The organism is Flagellimonas alginilytica (assembly GCF_042134605.1).
In the GTDB taxonomy this organism is placed as follows: Bacteria; Bacteroidota; Bacteroidia; order Flavobacteriales; family Flavobacteriaceae; genus Flagellimonas; species Flagellimonas alginolytica.
The window spans coordinates 3,426,477-3,442,368 of sequence record NZ_CP169638.1 but is presented as its reverse complement, the minus strand read 5'-3'; the positions used below and the strand labels follow the sequence as shown (position 1 = coordinate 3,442,368).

The following is a 15,892-nucleotide window of genomic DNA, read 5'->3' as shown; positions in this document are numbered from 1 at the left end:
TTAAAGGACCATTTTTTCGATTGGACAAACCAAGATACCTTCTGCTCCCGCTTGTTTCAGTTCATCGATTACTTCCCAAAAAGTCTCTCGATTTATTACCGTGTGCACAGAGCTCCATCCTTCTTCAGCCAAGGGCAATACCGTGGGGCTCCGCATTCCGGGGAGAATGGAAATAATCTCGTCCAGTTTCTCGTTTGGTGCATTCATGAGCACATATTTGTTCTGGCGTGCCTGCAAAACCGATTTGATCCTGAACTGTATTTTTTTTAAGAGTTCTTTGCGCTCTTCGGAAATGGTAGGCGAAACAGCGAGCACCGCTTCACTTTTTAGCATTACCTCGACTTCCTTTAAGTTGTTTTTGAACAACGTACTACCGCTCGAAACAATATCACAGATTCCATAGGCCAAACCGATATTGGGAGCAATTTCCACGGAACCATTTATAATATGAAGTTCTGCGTTTACCCCTCTGGCGGCCAGATACTCCTTGACCGTGTTTGGGTAGGAAGTTGCGATTTTCTTCCCTTCGAAATCCTTAATGGAATTGTAACTCTCGCTTTTTGGAACTGCCAGGGAAACCCGACATTTGGAAAAACCCAAACGTTCGGCTATGGAAATGTCCTTCCCTTTTTCTATAAGGACGTTTTCACCAATAATGGCTATGTCCACTACTCCATCTCGCAGGTACTGTGGAATATCCCCATTTCTTAGATAAAATACTTCCAAGGGAAAATTGCGGGAAGTAGCTTTTAATTGATCTTTCCCGTTGTCTATGGAAATACCGCAATCTTTTAAAATTTTGAGCGAATCTTCGTTTAAACGCCCACTCTTTTGAACAGCAATTCTAATTTTTGTCATTTTTCAATTTTTTGTCCGAAAAACCAAAGGGGTACAAAAAACAAACCCGTTTGATTTCTCAAACGGGTTAGAATATATTTTAAATACAGCAATACATTCCTATCTCGCTTGAGAGCAAGTATAAAAATGATGATGATGTACGTTATTCGTTTTCATTATACGTCAAAAGTAGGATATATTTTTATATCAAAAAAGAGTTATTTAGTTATTTCCCAAAATTAATGGTAGGCCGTCGTCTCCCGATCCTACCACGATTACTTTGGTATTTGGTGATTCGGATAGTTTTATTGTAGCGTCTATACCTTTGTCCTGTAATATTTTATCGGTAAGTGAAGCACTTAAAATACGGTTGGCATCTGCCTTACCTTGTGCTTCTATCCTAACTTTTTCAGCTTCTTTTTCTGCTGTGACCAATCTAAATTCGTACTCCAAAGATTCCTGTTCTTGTTTTAATTTGCGTTCAATGGCATCTTTAATAGTGGGAGGCAATGTTACATCCCTTACCAATACTTCGTTCAATTGGATGTATTGATCCTCAACTATTTTTTGGGTTTCTTCAAATATCTCTTGTTGTATGGCATCCCTTTTGCTCGAATAAAGTTGTTCGGGCGTATATCTTCCAACAACACTTCTTGCCGCAGAGCGTATAGCGGGAAGAAGTACTCGGTCGATGTACTGTTCGCTCTTTTCTTGGTGTAGTTTTCCCAATTCATTGTATTTAGGCTGAAACCATACGGAAGCTTCCAATTTAATATCCAGTCCGTTCGACGATAGCACATTCATTTTTTCGGTTTTTTCCTGCTGTCTTACTTCATAAATATATACCCTGTTCCAAGGCGCTACTAAATGAAAGCCTTCTCCCAAGGGTGGGGCATCCGTAACAACACCGCCACCAAAGGTTTTATACAATACACCTGCTTCACCGGAACCTATGGTCACTGCAGATTTTGAAATGATGATAATTAAGAAAATAACCGTTGCCAGTGCAGGCAACGCAATCTTGGGCAATTTGTCCATTTTTACTTCTATTTATATTAATCCATTATATTTTCTGATGAACCACTCCGACGTTAGGGATAGAGCAATCAATCCCAATAAAATACGGAAATCTATTAAAGATACGACATTCTCCTTGGTCTTTTGTACGGGCAAGAATTTTCCGGAAGTGGTCAATTCCGATTGTAAATCGTCCAGATTGTTCAAAAAGTAAAGGTGTCCGTTACTTTTGGATGCCAAACGACCCATTTTTTTATAGTTGGCGGAGATTAATTGCTTCTCGGGATTAAAGTCCAAGATTCTAAATGTCCCGGACCTATTCAAGTTTTCATCTTCCACCTTGACGGTAAATTTATAGGAGCCGGCCTCTAAGTTGCTTAGATCGATTTCGTAAAAGCCCCCTTTAAGAAGTAATGGAGATACTCTGGTAAAATCATTGTCTTCTCCTTCTATTTTGATAGAAATACTTGCGTTGGCATTAAACTGGTAGCTTTCATCAAAATAAGAAGCTCTGATCTTGGCCATATTGGCATTGTCAAATACAAGTTCGTAGTCCAGTTCCAGTCGATTCCGTTGTTTATTGGAAACTAGATAGATCATTAAATTACCTATAAAGTCATCAAACTTTTTAAAATTTTGCTCGTTTCTGTACGTTTGGGCCCTCCATCTCCAAATATCTTCCCCGAACAATATCGCTTCCTTTTTATTGCGCTCCGTAAGAATGGTGAATAGGGGTTTATCCAAATTTACACCTTGTAACTGTTGGTACATTAAGGTTTCGCTCTCCTTGTTAAGTTCTATTTCACCCAGGGTTCCTTGCAGGGGCGGAAAGTCGTCAACCGAAAATTCGCCCAATCCAAACATCCCAAATGCATTGTTTAAAACGGGTAAAATATCCTCTTGCTGCCTACTGCCGGATACCGTAAAGCTATTTTGCGAGGCATTCACAAAATTCCAATCTGTTTTTATCCCTACAATAGTGAGATAGTTTCCCCCATATTTTTCCAAATAATCGTATATAGTTTTAAAATTCCTGTTAGGCTGATATAGGATGAACAAACCTATTTCTTCCAACTCGGATGGGGTGGCATCTGGCTTTAGAAGGATTACGGAGCGTTGTTCGTTGGATTCAATGGATTTTTTGAGCGCACCGATATCCGGATGAAGTATATCCGAAACAATCGCAATATTGGTTTTTTCATCGATGACCTCTATGGCCGTTTCTTTGGAGTTATTGGTAACATTTCGTTCACTGTCCAAAGGTCTGATTTCTATTTTTATGGTTTTAACCCCTACACTTTTTGCCTCGACCAAAGTTTTAATCGTCCGGCTGTTATTTACCGCGCTCAGTTCAATACGTTCCTGGTGAACCCTACTGCCATCTAGATAAATAGAAACGGTACTGGATGCTGAACTGTTTCCTTGATAACGGACAGAGGTCTCAATCGGAAAGGTATTACGTAAAAATGCATATTTATTAACGTTGATAAAGCCTACGGCGATATCCTCGTATTGAGTGGTGTCACCTACAACTACGGGATTTACAGTTAAATTGTCCTTTAAGTTGATGTATTCGAAATCCTTGCCCAAGGTCTGGTTCCCATCAGAAAATAATGCAATAACATTGTTTCCGTTTACAAAAACATCATTTACGGTAGTCAGCGCTTTGGAAAGATCGGTATTTCCTTGATCAAAACGAATGGAATCGGTTACTGAAACAATATCGCCAAAACCATATTGATGCACAGCAAACCTTTCGTTTATGGCTTCATCCTGCTTTATTTGTTGTATGGCTTGGTAAATTTCGCCCTCTGATGAGGCTTCCTGCATGGATTCGGAATGGTCCACCAATAGAATCAAATTGGCTTTTTCGATAAAATAATCCCTATTGACAAACTTTGGATTTACCAAAAGTAAAAGGCCGCAAAACAAGGTGACAAACCTCAGTGCGGCCAATATAAATTTAAGTGAACCCTTTCTCGGGTCTTTATGGTAATATTGAAAATAGACAAGGGCAAGCGCGGCAGCAACTGCTAAAACAATAAGAAGTACCGTGCTCAGTTCCATTCACTTATGTTAACATTCCACCATCAACGTTCAATACCTGTCCGGTGACATAATCAGATAAGTCCGATGCCAAGAAAACACAGGCGTTGGCAACATCCTCGGGGCTACCACCTCGTTTTAAAGGAATACCTTCCCTCCAACCTTGAACTGTTTTTTCGTCCAACTTTTCGGTCATTTCAGTTTCGATAAAACCTGGCGCAATGGCATTGCAACGTATATTCCTAGACCCTAGTTCCAAGGCAACGGATTTTGTAAACCCGATCATTCCTGCTTTGGAAGCTGCGTAATTGGTCTGACCCGCATTGCCTTTTACTCCAACCACACTGCTCATATTGATTATAGAGCCTTTACGTTGCTTCAACATAGTACGTTGCACTGCTTTGGTCATATTGAAAACTGATTTTAGGTTGATTTCGATTACTTTATCAAAATCGTCCTCTCCCATTCGCATCAATAGATTGTCCTTGGTGATACCTGCGTTGTTGATCAGCACATCGATTTTCCCGTCAAAATCTTCCAAAACCTTGGCAACAAGTGTTTCGGATTCTTCAAAACTGGCTGCATTACTCTTATAGGCTTTGGCTTTGACGCCAAGTTTGGTCAATTCTTGTTCCAGTTCCAATGCTGGAGCTTCACTAGAGCTGTAAGTAAACGCCACATTTGCTCCATGTTTGGCAAATACTTCTGCGATTCCTTTTCCAATGCCCCTACTTGCTCCTGTTATAATTACGTTTTTCCCTTCCAAAAGTTTCATAAATCGATGGTGTTTGAATGGTTATTAACCAAATATAGTCGTTGTTTTATGTTTAGACGAAAAAAAATCCCGCATAAAACGGGATTTAGTATGGATTTAACGGTTGATTATCCAACCACTTCTTTCACTTTTACGCCAATTTCTGCGGGAGAATCCACAACATGGATACCACAGTCGCGCATGATTTTTTTCTTGGCCTGTGCGGTATCATCACTACCGCCTACAATAGCTCCGGCGTGTCCCATGGTACGTCCGGCAGGAGCAGTTTCACCAGCAATAAAACCTACAACAGGCTTTTTGCTACCGCTTTCTTTGTACCATCTTGCCGCTTCGGCCTCCAATTGGCCACCAATTTCACCGATCATTACCACACATTCGGTTTCCGGATCGTTGATCAACAATTCAACAGCTTGTTTTGTTGTGGTCCCAATAATAGGGTCACCACCAATTCCAATGGCTGTTGTGATTCCCAATCCCTGGCGAACAACTTGATCGGCAGCTTCATAAGTCAATGTTCCCGATTTGGACACAATGCCTACTTTTCCTTTTTTGAAGACAAATCCTGGCATAATACCAACTTTTGCCTCACCCGGAGTAATTACTCCTGGGCAGTTTGGACCGATCAACGTACAGTCCATATCCTTGATGTAATCGTTGGCTTTTACCATATCCGCTACGGGAATACCTTCGGTAATGGTAATGATCACCTTGATTCCTGCATCGGCAGCTTCCATAATGGCATCCGCAGCAAATGCGGGTGGAACAAAAATAATCGTGGTATCGGCACCAACTTCTTTTACAGCTTCCTCAACGGTGTTGAAAACTGGTTTTCCCAAATGTTCCTGACCACCTTTTCCTGGGGTCACACCACCGACTACGTTGGTTCCGTATTCAATCATTTGTTCGGCATGGAAAGTTCCTTCACTACCGGTAAATCCTTGTACAATTATGTTTGAATCCTTGTTTACTAAGACGCTCATATATTTAACTTAATGTAGATACAAAAATATGGTTTACTAAAGTTTTTTTCTATTGATTTCTTAAATCTTTTTTAGTTTTTTCAAGATTTCTGGAATCTTTTTGATGTATGCAATTTGTTTGAGTTTTTCCCGAGCTTCCTCGGCCGGGTAACCAAAATAGGTTTTACCGCCTTCCAGGGATTTGGAAATACCGGATTGAGCCAATATTACCGCCTTTTTCCCAATGGTAGCACCACTGGTGATACCCACCTGGCCCCAAAGTGTCACTTCGTCCTCAATAATGCAACAACCAGCGATACCTACGTGGGATGCGATCAAACATTTTTTTCCGATAACAGTATCGTGCCCCACTTGGATTTGGTTATCCAATTTAGCCCCTTCTTTTATGGTAGTTGAGCCTGTTACTCCACGGTCAATGGTGCATCCGGCTCCAATATCCACATTGTTCTCTATCACGACATTCCCTCCGGAAAGCAATTTGTCAAAACCTTCGGGCCTGTTTTTATAGTAGAACGCATCGGCCCCCAACACGGTTCCTGCATGTATGGTTACGTTATCGCCCAATTTGCATCCATCGTAAATGGTTACGTTGGGATGAATTACGCAATTTTTACCAATTTCTACATGGTTACCGATAAATACGTTGGGCTGGATAATGGTTCCCTCCCCTATTTTTGCAGATTCCGCTATGGATACTACTGCACTTTCAAAAGGTTTGAAATGACGCGTTAACTTATTGAAATCCCTAAAGGGATCATCCGAGACAAGCAAAGCTTTACCCTCTGGACATTCCACCTCTTTATTGATGAGAACTACGGTAGCCTTTGACTGCAGTGCCTTGTCATAATACTTGGGATGGTCCACAAATACAATGTCACCTTCTTCCACCACATGGATCTCGTTCATGCCTAAAACAGGAAAATCCTTATTCCCTACAAAATCGGCATCAATAAGTTCCGAAATTTCTTTTAAGGTATAGGTTTTTGGGAATTTCATTCAGCCTTATTCTTTGGAGCGCTCCAAATAGGAAGCTTTCTCCGTATCGATTTTTATCTTATCTCCTTCGTTGATAAAAAGAGGAACATTGATCGTGGCCCCAGTCTCTACCGTTGCCGGTTTTGTTGCGTTTGTAGCGGTGTTTCCTTTCACACCTGGCTCAGTGTGGGTAACTTCCAAAACTACGCTTGCGGGCATTTCAACGGAAAGCGGCATGTTGTCCTCAGCATTGAAAATAATGGTTACCACTTCACTTTCTTTCAAAAGATCGTAAGCATCCAATGCGTCTCTTTGCAATGCGATCTGAGTGTAATCGTCGGTGTTCATAAAATGATATGTTTCACCTTCGTTGTACAAAAATTGATAGCTGCGTGTTTCTACACGGACGTCCTCAATTTTATGACCGGCGGAAAAAGTGTTGTCGATTACTTTTCCGGTGGTTACGCTCTTTAATTTGGTACGGACAAATGCAGGCCCTTTACCTGGTTTAACATGAAGAAACTCCACAATTTTGTAGATGTCGTTGTTGTACTTGATGCACAATCCTTTTCTTATATCTGAAGTACTTGCCATAAATTTTAGTTTGAACTGAAATATCCTTTCATAATTCCTCTCTGCGAATCTCTGATGAATTGAAGAATCTCATCCCTTTCCGGGGTTGCCTCCATTTCTGCTTCTATAATGGACGCAGCTTGGGAATTGTTATAGTTTTGTTGATAAAGTAGTCTGTAAATATTTTGAATCTCACGAATCTTATCGGATTCGAAACCTCTTCTTCGCAATCCAATGGAATTGATGCCAACATAGGAAAGTGGTTCTCTCGCAGCCTTTACATAAGGAGGTACATCTTTACGAACCAAAGAGCCACCTGTTACAAATGCGTGGTTTCCAATGGATACAAATTGGTGAACTGCCACCATACCTGCCAGAACTACATTTTGACCTATGGTGACGTGTCCTGCCAAAGTGGAATTATTGCTAAATATACAACCGTCGCCCACCAAACAATCGTGTGCAATATGGCAATAGGCCATAATTAGACAATTGTTGCCGATTACAGTCTTCATCCGGTCGGATGTTCCCTTGTTGATAGTGGCGCATTCACGAATGGTGGTATTGTCGCCAATCTGGACCGTGGTATCTTCTCCTTGATATTTTAAGTCCTGGGGCATGGCCGAAATTACGGCACCGGGGAATATATTACAGTTTTTCCCGATACGGGCGCCCTCCATAATGGTCACATTGGAGCCTATCCATGTGCCTTCACCTATGGTAACATTGTTGTGTATGGTGGTAAAGGGTTCAATTACCACGTTTTTGGCAATTTTGGCCCCGGGGTGAACATATGCTAAAGGTTGGTTCATCTACGAATCTGTGTTTTTTGTTTTTACGATCTGCGCCATTAGTTCTGCTTCCGAAACCAACTTCCCGTTGGCATAGGCATAGGCCTGCATATGGCAAATTCCTCTTCGGATGGGCGAAATTAGATCACATTTAAAAATTAAGGTATCTCCCGGAACTACTTGTTGCTTAAATTTTACCTTATCGATCTTCATAAAGAATGTGAGGTAATTCTCAGGGTCGGGAACAGTGCTCAATACAAGAATTCCTCCCGTTTGAGCCATTGCTTCCACTTGCAATACCCCTGGCATTACCGGTGCACCAGGAAAATGGCCCACAAAGAACGGCTCGTTCATGGTCACGTTTTTTACGCCCACCACATGTGTGTCGGATAGTTCCAAAATCTTATCGACCAATAAAAATGGAGGTCTGTGCGGCAATCTTGCCATAATTTCGTTCACATCCATCAATGGTTCTTGGTTCAGGTCGTATGTGGGAACTTTGTTCCTTTTCTCGATCTTTATGATTTTGGATAGTTTTTTTGCAAATTGGGTGTTCACAAAATGCCCGGGTTTGTTGGCGATTACTTTTCCTCTGATCCGGGTTCCGGCAAGTGCCAAATCGCCGATCACATCCAATAACTTATGACGTGCAGCTTCATTTGGGTGGTGCAAAGTCAGGTTATCCAAAATACCGTTGGGCTTAACGGAGAGTTTTTCTTTATTGAAGGCTTTCTCCAACTTTTTCATGGTGGATTCGGAGATTTCCTTGTCCACATACACAATGGCATTGTTTAGGTCTCCACCTTTTATTAGTCCATGCTCCAACAACATTTCGAGTTCATGTAGAAAGCTAAATGTGCGGGCATCGGCTATTTCTTCTTTAAAATCCGACATTTTTTCCAATGTGGCATTCTGTGTTCCCAAAACTTTGGTTCCAAAGTCCACCATGGTGGTTACTTGGTATTCTTCTGCGGGAATAATGGTGATTTCGCTTCCCGTGGTCTCATCTTTATAAGAAATCACATCTTTTACCACATACTCTTCACGTTCCTGCTCTTGTTCCACTATCCCGGCCTCTTCCAAAGCTTCGACAAAAAATTTGGAAGAACCGTCCATGATCGGAGGTTCCGGTGCATCCAACTCTATGAGAACATTGTCTATATCCAAACCTACCAAAGCTGCTAAAACATGCTCCGATGTGTGGATCTTGACTCCGTTCTTTTCCAGATTGGTTCCACGTTGGGTGTTTACCACATAATTGGCATCGGCCTCTATTATGGGTTCACCTTCGAGATCTATTCTTTTAAACGCAAAACCATGGTTTTCGTCAGCAGGAAGAAAACTCATTGTTACATTTTCCCCAGTGTGCAAACCTACACCTTGTAGGCTTACTTTTTTGGCTATTGTGCGTTGTTTGTTACTTGTTTTGCTCACCTTCAACTTTTTTTTCTATGTTGGAGATTTGATTTGCCAATTTTGGCAAATTCTTAAAGTGTACGTACGATTTGTTGAAATCACCATAATTTAAGGCAGGAGATCCCTGGAGTACTTCATCGTCCTTTACATTTCTGCCTATTCCGGATTGTGCCTGTATACGAACCCTATCGCCAATGGTAATATGCCCTACAATACCTACCTGGCCGCCGATCAAGCAGTTTTTGCCAATTTTGGTGGAACCAGCTACACCGGTTTGGGCCGCAATGGCTGTATGTTCACCAATTTCCACGTTGTGGGCAATCTGGATTTGATTATCCAGTTTTACTCCCTTCCTTAATATAGTGGACCCTAGGGTTGCACGGTCTATTGTAGTTCCTGCACCAATATCAACGTTGTCCTCTATAATAACGTTGCCTGTTTGGGGCACTTTACTATATTCTCCGTTGGCATTGGGCGTAAATCCAAATCCGTCCGCCCCGATAATGGCACCACCATGGATTACACAGTTGTTGCCGATTATGGTTTCGGAATAGACTTTGGCACCTGCAAAAACGATTACATTGTTTCCAATGGTCACGTTATCGCCAATGTAGGCATTGGGATAGACTTTTACATTATTGCCTATGTTCACATTGTTTCCGAGGTAAGCAAACGCTCCCAGGTAAAATTCTTCGCCGTACTTTGCGGTTTCCGAAATATAACAGGGGTTTTCTATACCCACTTTGTTATTTTTAACCTGATTATAGTATTCCAATAATTTGGAAAAGGATTTGTACGCATCATCAACTTTGATCAATGTTGTTGTAATGGACTGCTCTGGAACAAAATCCTTGTTTACTATGGTAATGGATGCCTTGGTGGAATAAATATAAGAGGTGTATTTAGGATTGGCCAAAAAGGTCAACGACCCTTTTTCACCCTCTTCAATCTTAGATAATTTATGGACAGCGATTTGAGGATTTCCCTCAACTTCCCCCTCTAGGATTCCGGCAATTTGGGTAGCTGTAAATTTCATTGGTGCAAAAGTAACAAAATTTGTTAAACGGCTTTCTTAGGATAACAGCTATAATATTTGGTCACGGTTTTTGCCAGTGCTTTTAAGCTGAGTTGGTCCGATTCCTCCAGAACATCCGATATTTTGCCGTTACTCTTTAAAATTTTGATGGCTTCATCTTTGCTATAGGCCTTGTTGGATATCTCCCCTTGAAACACAAAATTGGAAGCTTCTTCTATGGAAAGATCGTGTTTTTCCATGATCCAATTCAATTTCTCTTCCATTTTTTCTGTGGAAAGGGCCCTTTTCTTTACCTTAACATGGAGCAGTCTTCTTTCCAATAGCATTTTACAAAGTTTGGATAGGACAAAATCTTCATGGAATTGCCAAGTTTTCAGAGCTCCCAGGATATCCATATCATCAAGATCGGCAAAGGTCTTTAAAATTTCGGCATTAAATTTCAACGTGCCATTGTTCTTTAAAAAAAACAATAAGGGCTTGCTGCAGGTAAGTTCTGTGTTTTTACTCAAGAGAAGGCGGGCGCGTTGCATGACCCGGACCAATAATTGTTCCGCTACCAATCCAGTTTTGTGCAAATACACTTGCCAGTACATAAATCTACGGGCCATCAAAAATTTTTCCACCGCATATATGGCTTTCTCTTCCAACACTAAGTTTCCTTCCACTACATTGAGCATGGAAATAAGCCTTTCAGAATTTATGTTGCCTTCCGTTACCCCAGAATAAAAACTGTCCCGCTTTAAATAATCCAATCGGTCCATATCCAGTTGACTGGATACTAATTGGTTTAGAAAGGTTTTTGGGTAATCCCCCTTAAAAATGGCAATGGCCGTATCCAATTGTCCATTGAACTCTTTGTTGAGCTCCTGCATAAATTTTAAGGAAATCTGCTCATGGCTAATTTCCTTGGCAACAAGGCCCTCCAAGGCGTGGGAAAATGGTCCATGACCAATATCGTGAAGCAATATGGCGCACAGAAGGCCTTTTTCTTCCTCTTCGGTTATGGGAACGTTTTTTATTTTTAGTACCTGAATGGCCTTAGTCATTAAATGCATACTGCCCAAGGCATGTGAAAACCGAGTGTGGTGTGCTCCCGGGTACACCAAATAAGAAAGTCCCATTTGGGATATTCGCCTCAGCCTTTGAAAGTAAGGGTGGGCGATCAGACTAAAAATTAGTTCGTTGGGAGTTCCAATAAAACCGTAAATTGGATCGTTGAAAACATTAAGCTTATTGGTTTTTACCAAAGTTTTTTGTTTTATTTCCCACAAAGATAACTACTATATGAACAAGATTACAATTCTATGGGTCGATGATGAAATAGACCTGTTAAAACCACACATATTATTTTTACAAAGTAAAGGGTACAATGTAGTTACGAGCCAGAGCGGACAAGATGCCATCGAGGAGATCAAGGAGACCTTTTTTGATATTGTGTTTTTGGATGAAAATATGCCAGGTCTTTCTGGTTTGGAAACCTTGACCGAAATAAAAAAATACGATGGTTCCATTCCTGTGGTGATGATCACCAAAAGTGAGGAAGAATACATCATGGACGAGGCGATCGGATCCAAAATCGCCGACTATCTTATAAAACCCGTAAATCCCAACCAAATTTTATTGTCCCTAAAAAAGAGTTTGGACAACTCCCGATTGGTATCGGAAAAAACTACAGCCAATTATCAACAGGAATTTCGAAAGATTGCTATGGACCTTTCCATGATCAATACATATGAGGAGTGGATGGAGCTGTACAAAAAATTGATTTATTGGGAATTGGAACTGGAACAGATCGAGGATTCCGGAATGTTCGAAATACTGGAATCCCAAAAAGTGGAAGCCAACTCGCAATTCGGAAAATTTGTGGACAAGAATTATAAGGAATGGTTCAAGGGCGATAACGCTCCCATTATGTCGCATACCTTGTTCAAAAATAAAATACAACCGGAGCTGGAAGGCAGTAAAACCCTTTTGGTGGTCATAGATAACTTAAGATATGATCAATGGTTGGCATTTGAGAAATCTTTATCCGTGCATTACAAGAAAAAACAGGAATGCGCATATTTCAGCATTTTGCCAACGGCTACGCAGTATGCCCGTAACGCCCTTTTTTCTGGCCTAATGCCCTCGGAAATGGAAAGGCGTTATCCGGATTGGTGGAAAAATGATACGGACGAAGGAGGGAAAAATCTTTTTGAAGCAGAGTTTTTGGGCGAACAATTACAACGTTTGGGGCTGGATTTAAATTGGGAATACCATAAAATTATCAACCTAAAGCAAGGAAAACAATTGGCCCAAAATTTTAAATGTCAAAAAGACAACGACCTTACGGTGGTGGTCTATAATTTTGTGGACATGCTTTCCCACTCCAAAACCGAAATGGAAGTGGTGAAGGAACTTGCTTCGAATGACAAGGCTTATCGTTCCCTTACCCTAAGCTGGTTTAAAAATTCCCCTTTACTGGAAATCATTCAACAAGCACAAGACTTGGGCATGAAATTGATCCTGACCACCGATCATGGTACCATTAATGTAAAGCAACCTTCCAAAGTTATCGGCGATAGAGAAACTAGCTTAAATCTGCGCTACAAAACCGGGCGAAGCCTAACTTATCAAGAAAAAGAAGTGCTGGCAACAAAGAACCCACAAGAAATACATTTGCCCAACATTAACCTGAGCAGCAGCTTTATTTTTGCCAAGAACGACCTCTTTTTTGCCTATCCCAATAATTATAATCATTACGTAAGTTACTACCGCAACACTTATCAACATGGTGGGGTTTCATTGGAAGAAATGATCGTTCCTTTTGTAGTTTTGGACCCTAAATAGTATCATTTTGAAGAGAACTTTTCGGTTAGATGAAATCCAAGATGTGGCAAAACAATTGCTGCAGGAAGCTCCAAATAAAATTTTGTGTCTTTATGGCGATATGGGCGTAGGCAAAACCACTTTGGTAAAGGCCATGGTAAAGGAACTTGGCGCGGCCGATGTGGCCAACAGCCCTACATTCGGTTTGGTTAACGAATATTCGGATAAAAATAACCCCCCCCTGGCCTATCATTTCGATTTTTATCGACTCAACGATGAAATGGAGGCGTTGGATATGGGGTTTGATGATTACTTGAACTCGGATGCTTGGCTATTTATAGAATGGCCCGATAAAATATCGTCCCTACTACCGGAAGATGCTGTGGGGGTATTCTTGCATTTTATCGATGAAAACACACGTTCAATCGAGTTAAATATTTCTTAAAACGCAATAGGTCTATATTCAAACAAATTATTGTTCTGGACGGGTCATTTTCGACAAAGTGTTGTTTTTTTGCGTTTAAAAACCAATTTTATCGATAAAGGGCATGTAAAGTTGAAATATTTTCCTACATTTGTCCGGAAGAATGAATTCATTTATTAACCAAAAACTCTTTTACGATGAACACTAAAAAAGTTTTTTTTGGATTGCTAGCTGTTGCATTTTTGGCAATGACAGCTGTTTCTACAGATGTTGTTAAAGTTGACAAAGATCAAACTACTAGCATCAAGAAAAAGGATATCAAAAAATTATAATTTTGATATCCTTGTAAGAATGAGATGACCCTGTTTTTTAAATAGGGTCATTTTTTTTACAATAATTTGAACTTTTTTATGTTATCACCAGTAATGAGCAGCAAAAAAAGTATCAGAAAAAAATTCATTTTGGAGGGAATATTTGCAATCTTAATTGCTATAACCCCTATTATGTTTTATTGGTATAAATACATTCCCGTAGGTAGTACGTCATATTCGTTTTTAGGAATTGAATTTGGAAACAATGGTTTTAATGATGTAGCAGATTCCTTTTATTACTATTTTGGTAAAATTGTACCATTGTTGTTGTTGATAATTTGGTTTATTACCTCAAAAGAATGGTGGTATTACACCATCTTGATTCCGATTGCCATGTACAGCTTTCAATTGTTTTCTGTCTTAACCTTTGAATCGGGTATTGTGGATGAAAATGAAATCTTGTACATAATTGCCGTAACCATGGTAGTGATTCCCGTTGTTTATTTTATTAGGGTCAAGTTGGTGGATAAACACGTACATGGCATCGATCTGGAGGCTATGGATACCGAACTTCAAATTCTTAAGGAAAAAGAGGAATTGCGCAAGGAACGCGAGAAATTGGAGCAACGCCAAAAGACTACTTCAAAAAAAATGTAAATTTGCTCAAATGCCCTTGGGGCGTTTAGAATAGATTTACCCTATATGAGCCAAGCTTCCTCTCCATTTAGCAAACAACAGTTACTTCCACAAGAAGAAACTTTAGAGATCGATAAACAAAAAGGTGAGCTTTTTATAGGTATCCCAAAAGAAAATCAATATCAAGAAAAGAGGGTGTGCCTTACACCAGATGCCGTTAATGCCATCACGGCACATGGGCATAGGGTCTTAATTGAATCCGGGGCCGGTGAAGGGGCCAATTTTTTGGATATAGATTATACCAACGCAGGCGCAGAAATTACCCGCGATACCAAAAAAGTGTTTTCTTGCCCTATAATCTTAAAAGTTGAGCCACCTACCCTTACCGAAATTGATTACCTGAATCCGCAGACCATTATTATTTCTGCCTTGCAGATCAAGACGCAGAACAAGGAATATTTTGAGGTTATGGCCAAAAAGCGATTGACGGCTATCGCATTTGAATACATTCGGGACGACGATGGTAATTATCCTGCAGTTCGATCCCTAAGCGAGATCGCTGGGATTTCCTCTATTTTAATAGCTGCGGAGTTAATGGCCATGCCCAGCGAGGGGAACGGTTTAATGTTCGGTAACATAAGTGGTGTGCCGCCTGTAGAAGTTGTGATTATAGGCGCTGGAACTGTTGGTGAATTTGCAGCACGTTCGGCCTTGGGTTTGGGCGCCAATGTAAAAGTTTTTGATAATTCCATCAGTAAACTGCGAAAATTACAGACCAACCTGAACCAAACCCTGTACACTTCTACCGTGCAGCCCAAGAACCTGATAAAATCCTTAAAACGTTGCGATGTTGCCATTGGTGCGACCCGAGGCAAGGACCGTTCGCCCGTTGTTGTATCCAGTTCCATGGTGGAAAATATGAAAAAAGGTGCAGTAGTTATAGATGTCAGTATTGATATGGGCGGTTGTTTTGAAACTTCCGAAGTGACCACACACCGGAAACCGACCTTCGAAAAATATGGCGTGATCCATTACGGTGTTCCCAATATTCCATCCAGATATCCTCGTACCTCTTCGATTTCCATTAGCAATATATTTACGCCGTATTTATTAAAAATTGGTGAAGAAGGGGGATTGGAACATTCCCTTAGGTTCGACAAAGGTTTGCGCAACGGACTTTATATGTACCACGGTATTTTGACCAATAAATCGGTCGGGGATTGGTTTGGGTTGAATTACAACGATATTAACTTTCTTATTTTTTAAT

The 15,892-nt window shown here is 40.6% G+C and carries 16 protein-coding genes; 5 read left to right on the top strand and 11 right to left on the bottom strand.

Annotated elements, in window-relative coordinates; genetic code table 11:
* The 11 genes from hisG to ABTP35_RS15385 all read right to left on the bottom strand — a co-directional run bounded on the left by hisG (position 1) and on the right by ABTP35_RS15385 (position 11,693).
* Complete coding sequence (gene hisG, locus ABTP35_RS15435) at positions 1 to 858, bottom strand: ATP phosphoribosyltransferase (RefSeq protein WP_224836948.1); 858 nt, start codon at positions 856 to 858, stop codon at positions 1 to 3.
* A gap of 201 nt (positions 859 to 1,059) precedes the next feature.
* Complete coding sequence (locus ABTP35_RS15430; protein WP_375334305.1) at positions 1,060 to 1,875, bottom strand: prohibitin family protein; 816 nt, start codon at positions 1,873 to 1,875, stop codon at positions 1,060 to 1,062.
* Positions 1,876 to 1,887: 12 nt separating this feature from the next.
* Entirely contained in the window at positions 1,888 to 3,921 is a 2,034-nt protein-coding gene (locus ABTP35_RS15425) for a VWA domain-containing protein (protein WP_375334304.1), read from the bottom strand.
* Between the two features lie 4 nt (positions 3,922 to 3,925).
* A complete protein-coding gene (gene fabG, locus ABTP35_RS15420; RefSeq protein WP_375334303.1) occupies positions 3,926 to 4,675 on the bottom strand; it encodes a 3-oxoacyl-[acyl-carrier-protein] reductase in 750 nt (249 codons plus the stop codon).
* Between the two features lie 107 nt (positions 4,676 to 4,782).
* The gene (gene sucD / locus ABTP35_RS15415; RefSeq protein ID WP_293295259.1) at positions 4,783 to 5,655 is read right to left on the bottom strand and encodes a succinate--CoA ligase subunit alpha; all 873 of its coding nucleotides are present in this window, start codon (positions 5,653 to 5,655) and stop codon (positions 4,783 to 4,785) included.
* A gap of 60 nt (positions 5,656 to 5,715) precedes the next feature.
* Positions 5,716 to 6,651 carry a UDP-3-O-(3-hydroxymyristoyl)glucosamine N-acyltransferase gene (locus ABTP35_RS15410; protein WP_293295260.1) on the bottom strand — a complete coding sequence of 312 codons (936 nt, stop codon included), beginning with the start codon at positions 6,649 to 6,651 and terminating at the stop codon, positions 5,716 to 5,718.
* Between the two features lie 6 nt (positions 6,652 to 6,657).
* Positions 6,658 to 7,224, bottom strand: coding sequence for an elongation factor P (gene efp, locus ABTP35_RS15405; RefSeq protein WP_224836954.1), 567 nt, complete (start codon positions 7,222 to 7,224; stop codon positions 6,658 to 6,660).
* Between the two features lie 5 nt (positions 7,225 to 7,229).
* Entirely contained in the window at positions 7,230 to 8,015 is a 786-nt protein-coding gene (gene lpxA, locus ABTP35_RS15400) for an acyl-ACP--UDP-N-acetylglucosamine O-acyltransferase (RefSeq protein WP_224836955.1), read from the bottom strand.
* On the bottom strand, positions 8,016 to 9,428 hold the full coding sequence (locus ABTP35_RS15395) for a bifunctional UDP-3-O-[3-hydroxymyristoyl] N-acetylglucosamine deacetylase/3-hydroxyacyl-ACP dehydratase (protein WP_224836956.1): 1,413 nt from the start codon (positions 9,426 to 9,428) through the stop codon (positions 8,016 to 8,018).
* Entirely contained in the window at positions 9,412 to 10,446 is a 1,035-nt protein-coding gene (gene lpxD, locus ABTP35_RS15390; protein ID WP_224836957.1) for a UDP-3-O-(3-hydroxymyristoyl)glucosamine N-acyltransferase, read from the bottom strand. The genes ABTP35_RS15395 and lpxD overlap by 17 nt, the downstream gene beginning before the upstream one ends.
* Positions 10,447 to 10,469: 23 nt before the next feature.
* Positions 10,470 to 11,693, bottom strand: coding sequence for an HD domain-containing protein (locus ABTP35_RS15385; RefSeq protein ID WP_293295261.1), 1,224 nt, complete (start codon positions 11,691 to 11,693; stop codon positions 10,470 to 10,472).
* A gap of 37 nt (positions 11,694 to 11,730) precedes the next feature.
* Here ABTP35_RS15385 and ABTP35_RS15380 point away from each other — a divergent pair, with 37 nt between their 5' ends.
* From ABTP35_RS15380 to ABTP35_RS15360, 5 genes are all read left to right on the top strand, one after another.
* Positions 11,731 to 13,275, top strand: a complete 1,545-nt coding sequence (locus tag ABTP35_RS15380; RefSeq protein ID WP_224836959.1) for a PglZ domain-containing protein — start codon at positions 11,731 to 11,733, stop codon at positions 13,273 to 13,275.
* 7 nt (positions 13,276 to 13,282) lie between these two features.
* Positions 13,283 to 13,699: a tRNA (adenosine(37)-N6)-threonylcarbamoyltransferase complex ATPase subunit type 1 TsaE gene (gene tsaE, locus ABTP35_RS15375; protein ID WP_293295262.1), complete on the top strand. Its 417-nt coding sequence runs from the start codon at positions 13,283 to 13,285 to the stop codon at positions 13,697 to 13,699.
* Positions 13,700 to 13,875: 176 nt separating this feature from the next.
* Positions 13,876 to 14,010: a hypothetical protein gene (locus ABTP35_RS15370; protein ID WP_293295263.1), complete on the top strand. Its 135-nt coding sequence runs from the start codon at positions 13,876 to 13,878 to the stop codon at positions 14,008 to 14,010.
* Between the two features lie 171 nt (positions 14,011 to 14,181).
* Positions 14,182 to 14,646: a hypothetical protein gene (locus tag ABTP35_RS15365; protein ID WP_293295264.1), complete on the top strand. Its 465-nt coding sequence runs from the start codon at positions 14,182 to 14,184 to the stop codon at positions 14,644 to 14,646.
* Between the two features lie 45 nt (positions 14,647 to 14,691).
* A complete protein-coding gene (locus tag ABTP35_RS15360; protein WP_252079723.1) occupies positions 14,692 to 15,891 on the top strand; it encodes an alanine dehydrogenase in 1,200 nt (399 codons plus the stop codon).
* Position 15,892 lies beyond the last annotated feature (1 nt).

Excerpts from the sequence above, each read along its gene's own strand:
- ABTP35_RS15360 (WP_252079723.1), top strand. The coding sequence starts at position 14,692 with ATGAGCCAAGCTTCCTCTCCATTTAGCAAACAACAGTTACTTCCACAA.
- fabG (WP_375334303.1), bottom strand. The coding sequence starts at position 4,675 with ATGAAACTTTTGGAAGGGAAAAACGTAATTATAACAGGAGCAAGTAGG.
- ABTP35_RS15380 (WP_224836959.1), top strand. The coding sequence starts at position 11,731 with ATGAACAAGATTACAATTCTATGGGTCGATGATGAAATAGACCTGTTA.
- ABTP35_RS15365 (WP_293295264.1), top strand. The coding sequence starts at position 14,182 with ATGTTTTATTGGTATAAATACATTCCCGTAGGTAGTACGTCATATTCG.
- ABTP35_RS15410 (WP_293295260.1), bottom strand. The coding sequence starts at position 6,651 with ATGAAATTCCCAAAAACCTATACCTTAAAAGAAATTTCGGAACTTATT.
- ABTP35_RS15430 (WP_375334305.1), bottom strand. The coding sequence starts at position 1,875 with ATGGACAAATTGCCCAAGATTGCGTTGCCTGCACTGGCAACGGTTATT.
- ABTP35_RS15425 (WP_375334304.1), bottom strand. The coding sequence starts at position 3,921 with ATGGAACTGAGCACGGTACTTCTTATTGTTTTAGCAGTTGCTGCCGCG.
- lpxD (WP_224836957.1), bottom strand. The coding sequence starts at position 10,446 with ATGAAATTTACAGCTACCCAAATTGCCGGAATCCTAGAGGGGGAAGTT.
- sucD (WP_293295259.1), bottom strand. The coding sequence starts at position 5,655 with ATGAGCGTCTTAGTAAACAAGGATTCAAACATAATTGTACAAGGATTT.
- lpxA (WP_224836955.1), bottom strand. The coding sequence starts at position 8,015 with ATGAACCAACCTTTAGCATATGTTCACCCCGGGGCCAAAATTGCCAAA.
- ABTP35_RS15370 (WP_293295263.1), top strand. The coding sequence starts at position 13,876 with ATGAACACTAAAAAAGTTTTTTTTGGATTGCTAGCTGTTGCATTTTTG.
- efp (WP_224836954.1), bottom strand. The coding sequence starts at position 7,224 with ATGGCAAGTACTTCAGATATAAGAAAAGGATTGTGCATCAAGTACAAC.
- hisG (WP_224836948.1), bottom strand. The coding sequence starts at position 858 with ATGACAAAAATTAGAATTGCTGTTCAAAAGAGTGGGCGTTTAAACGAA.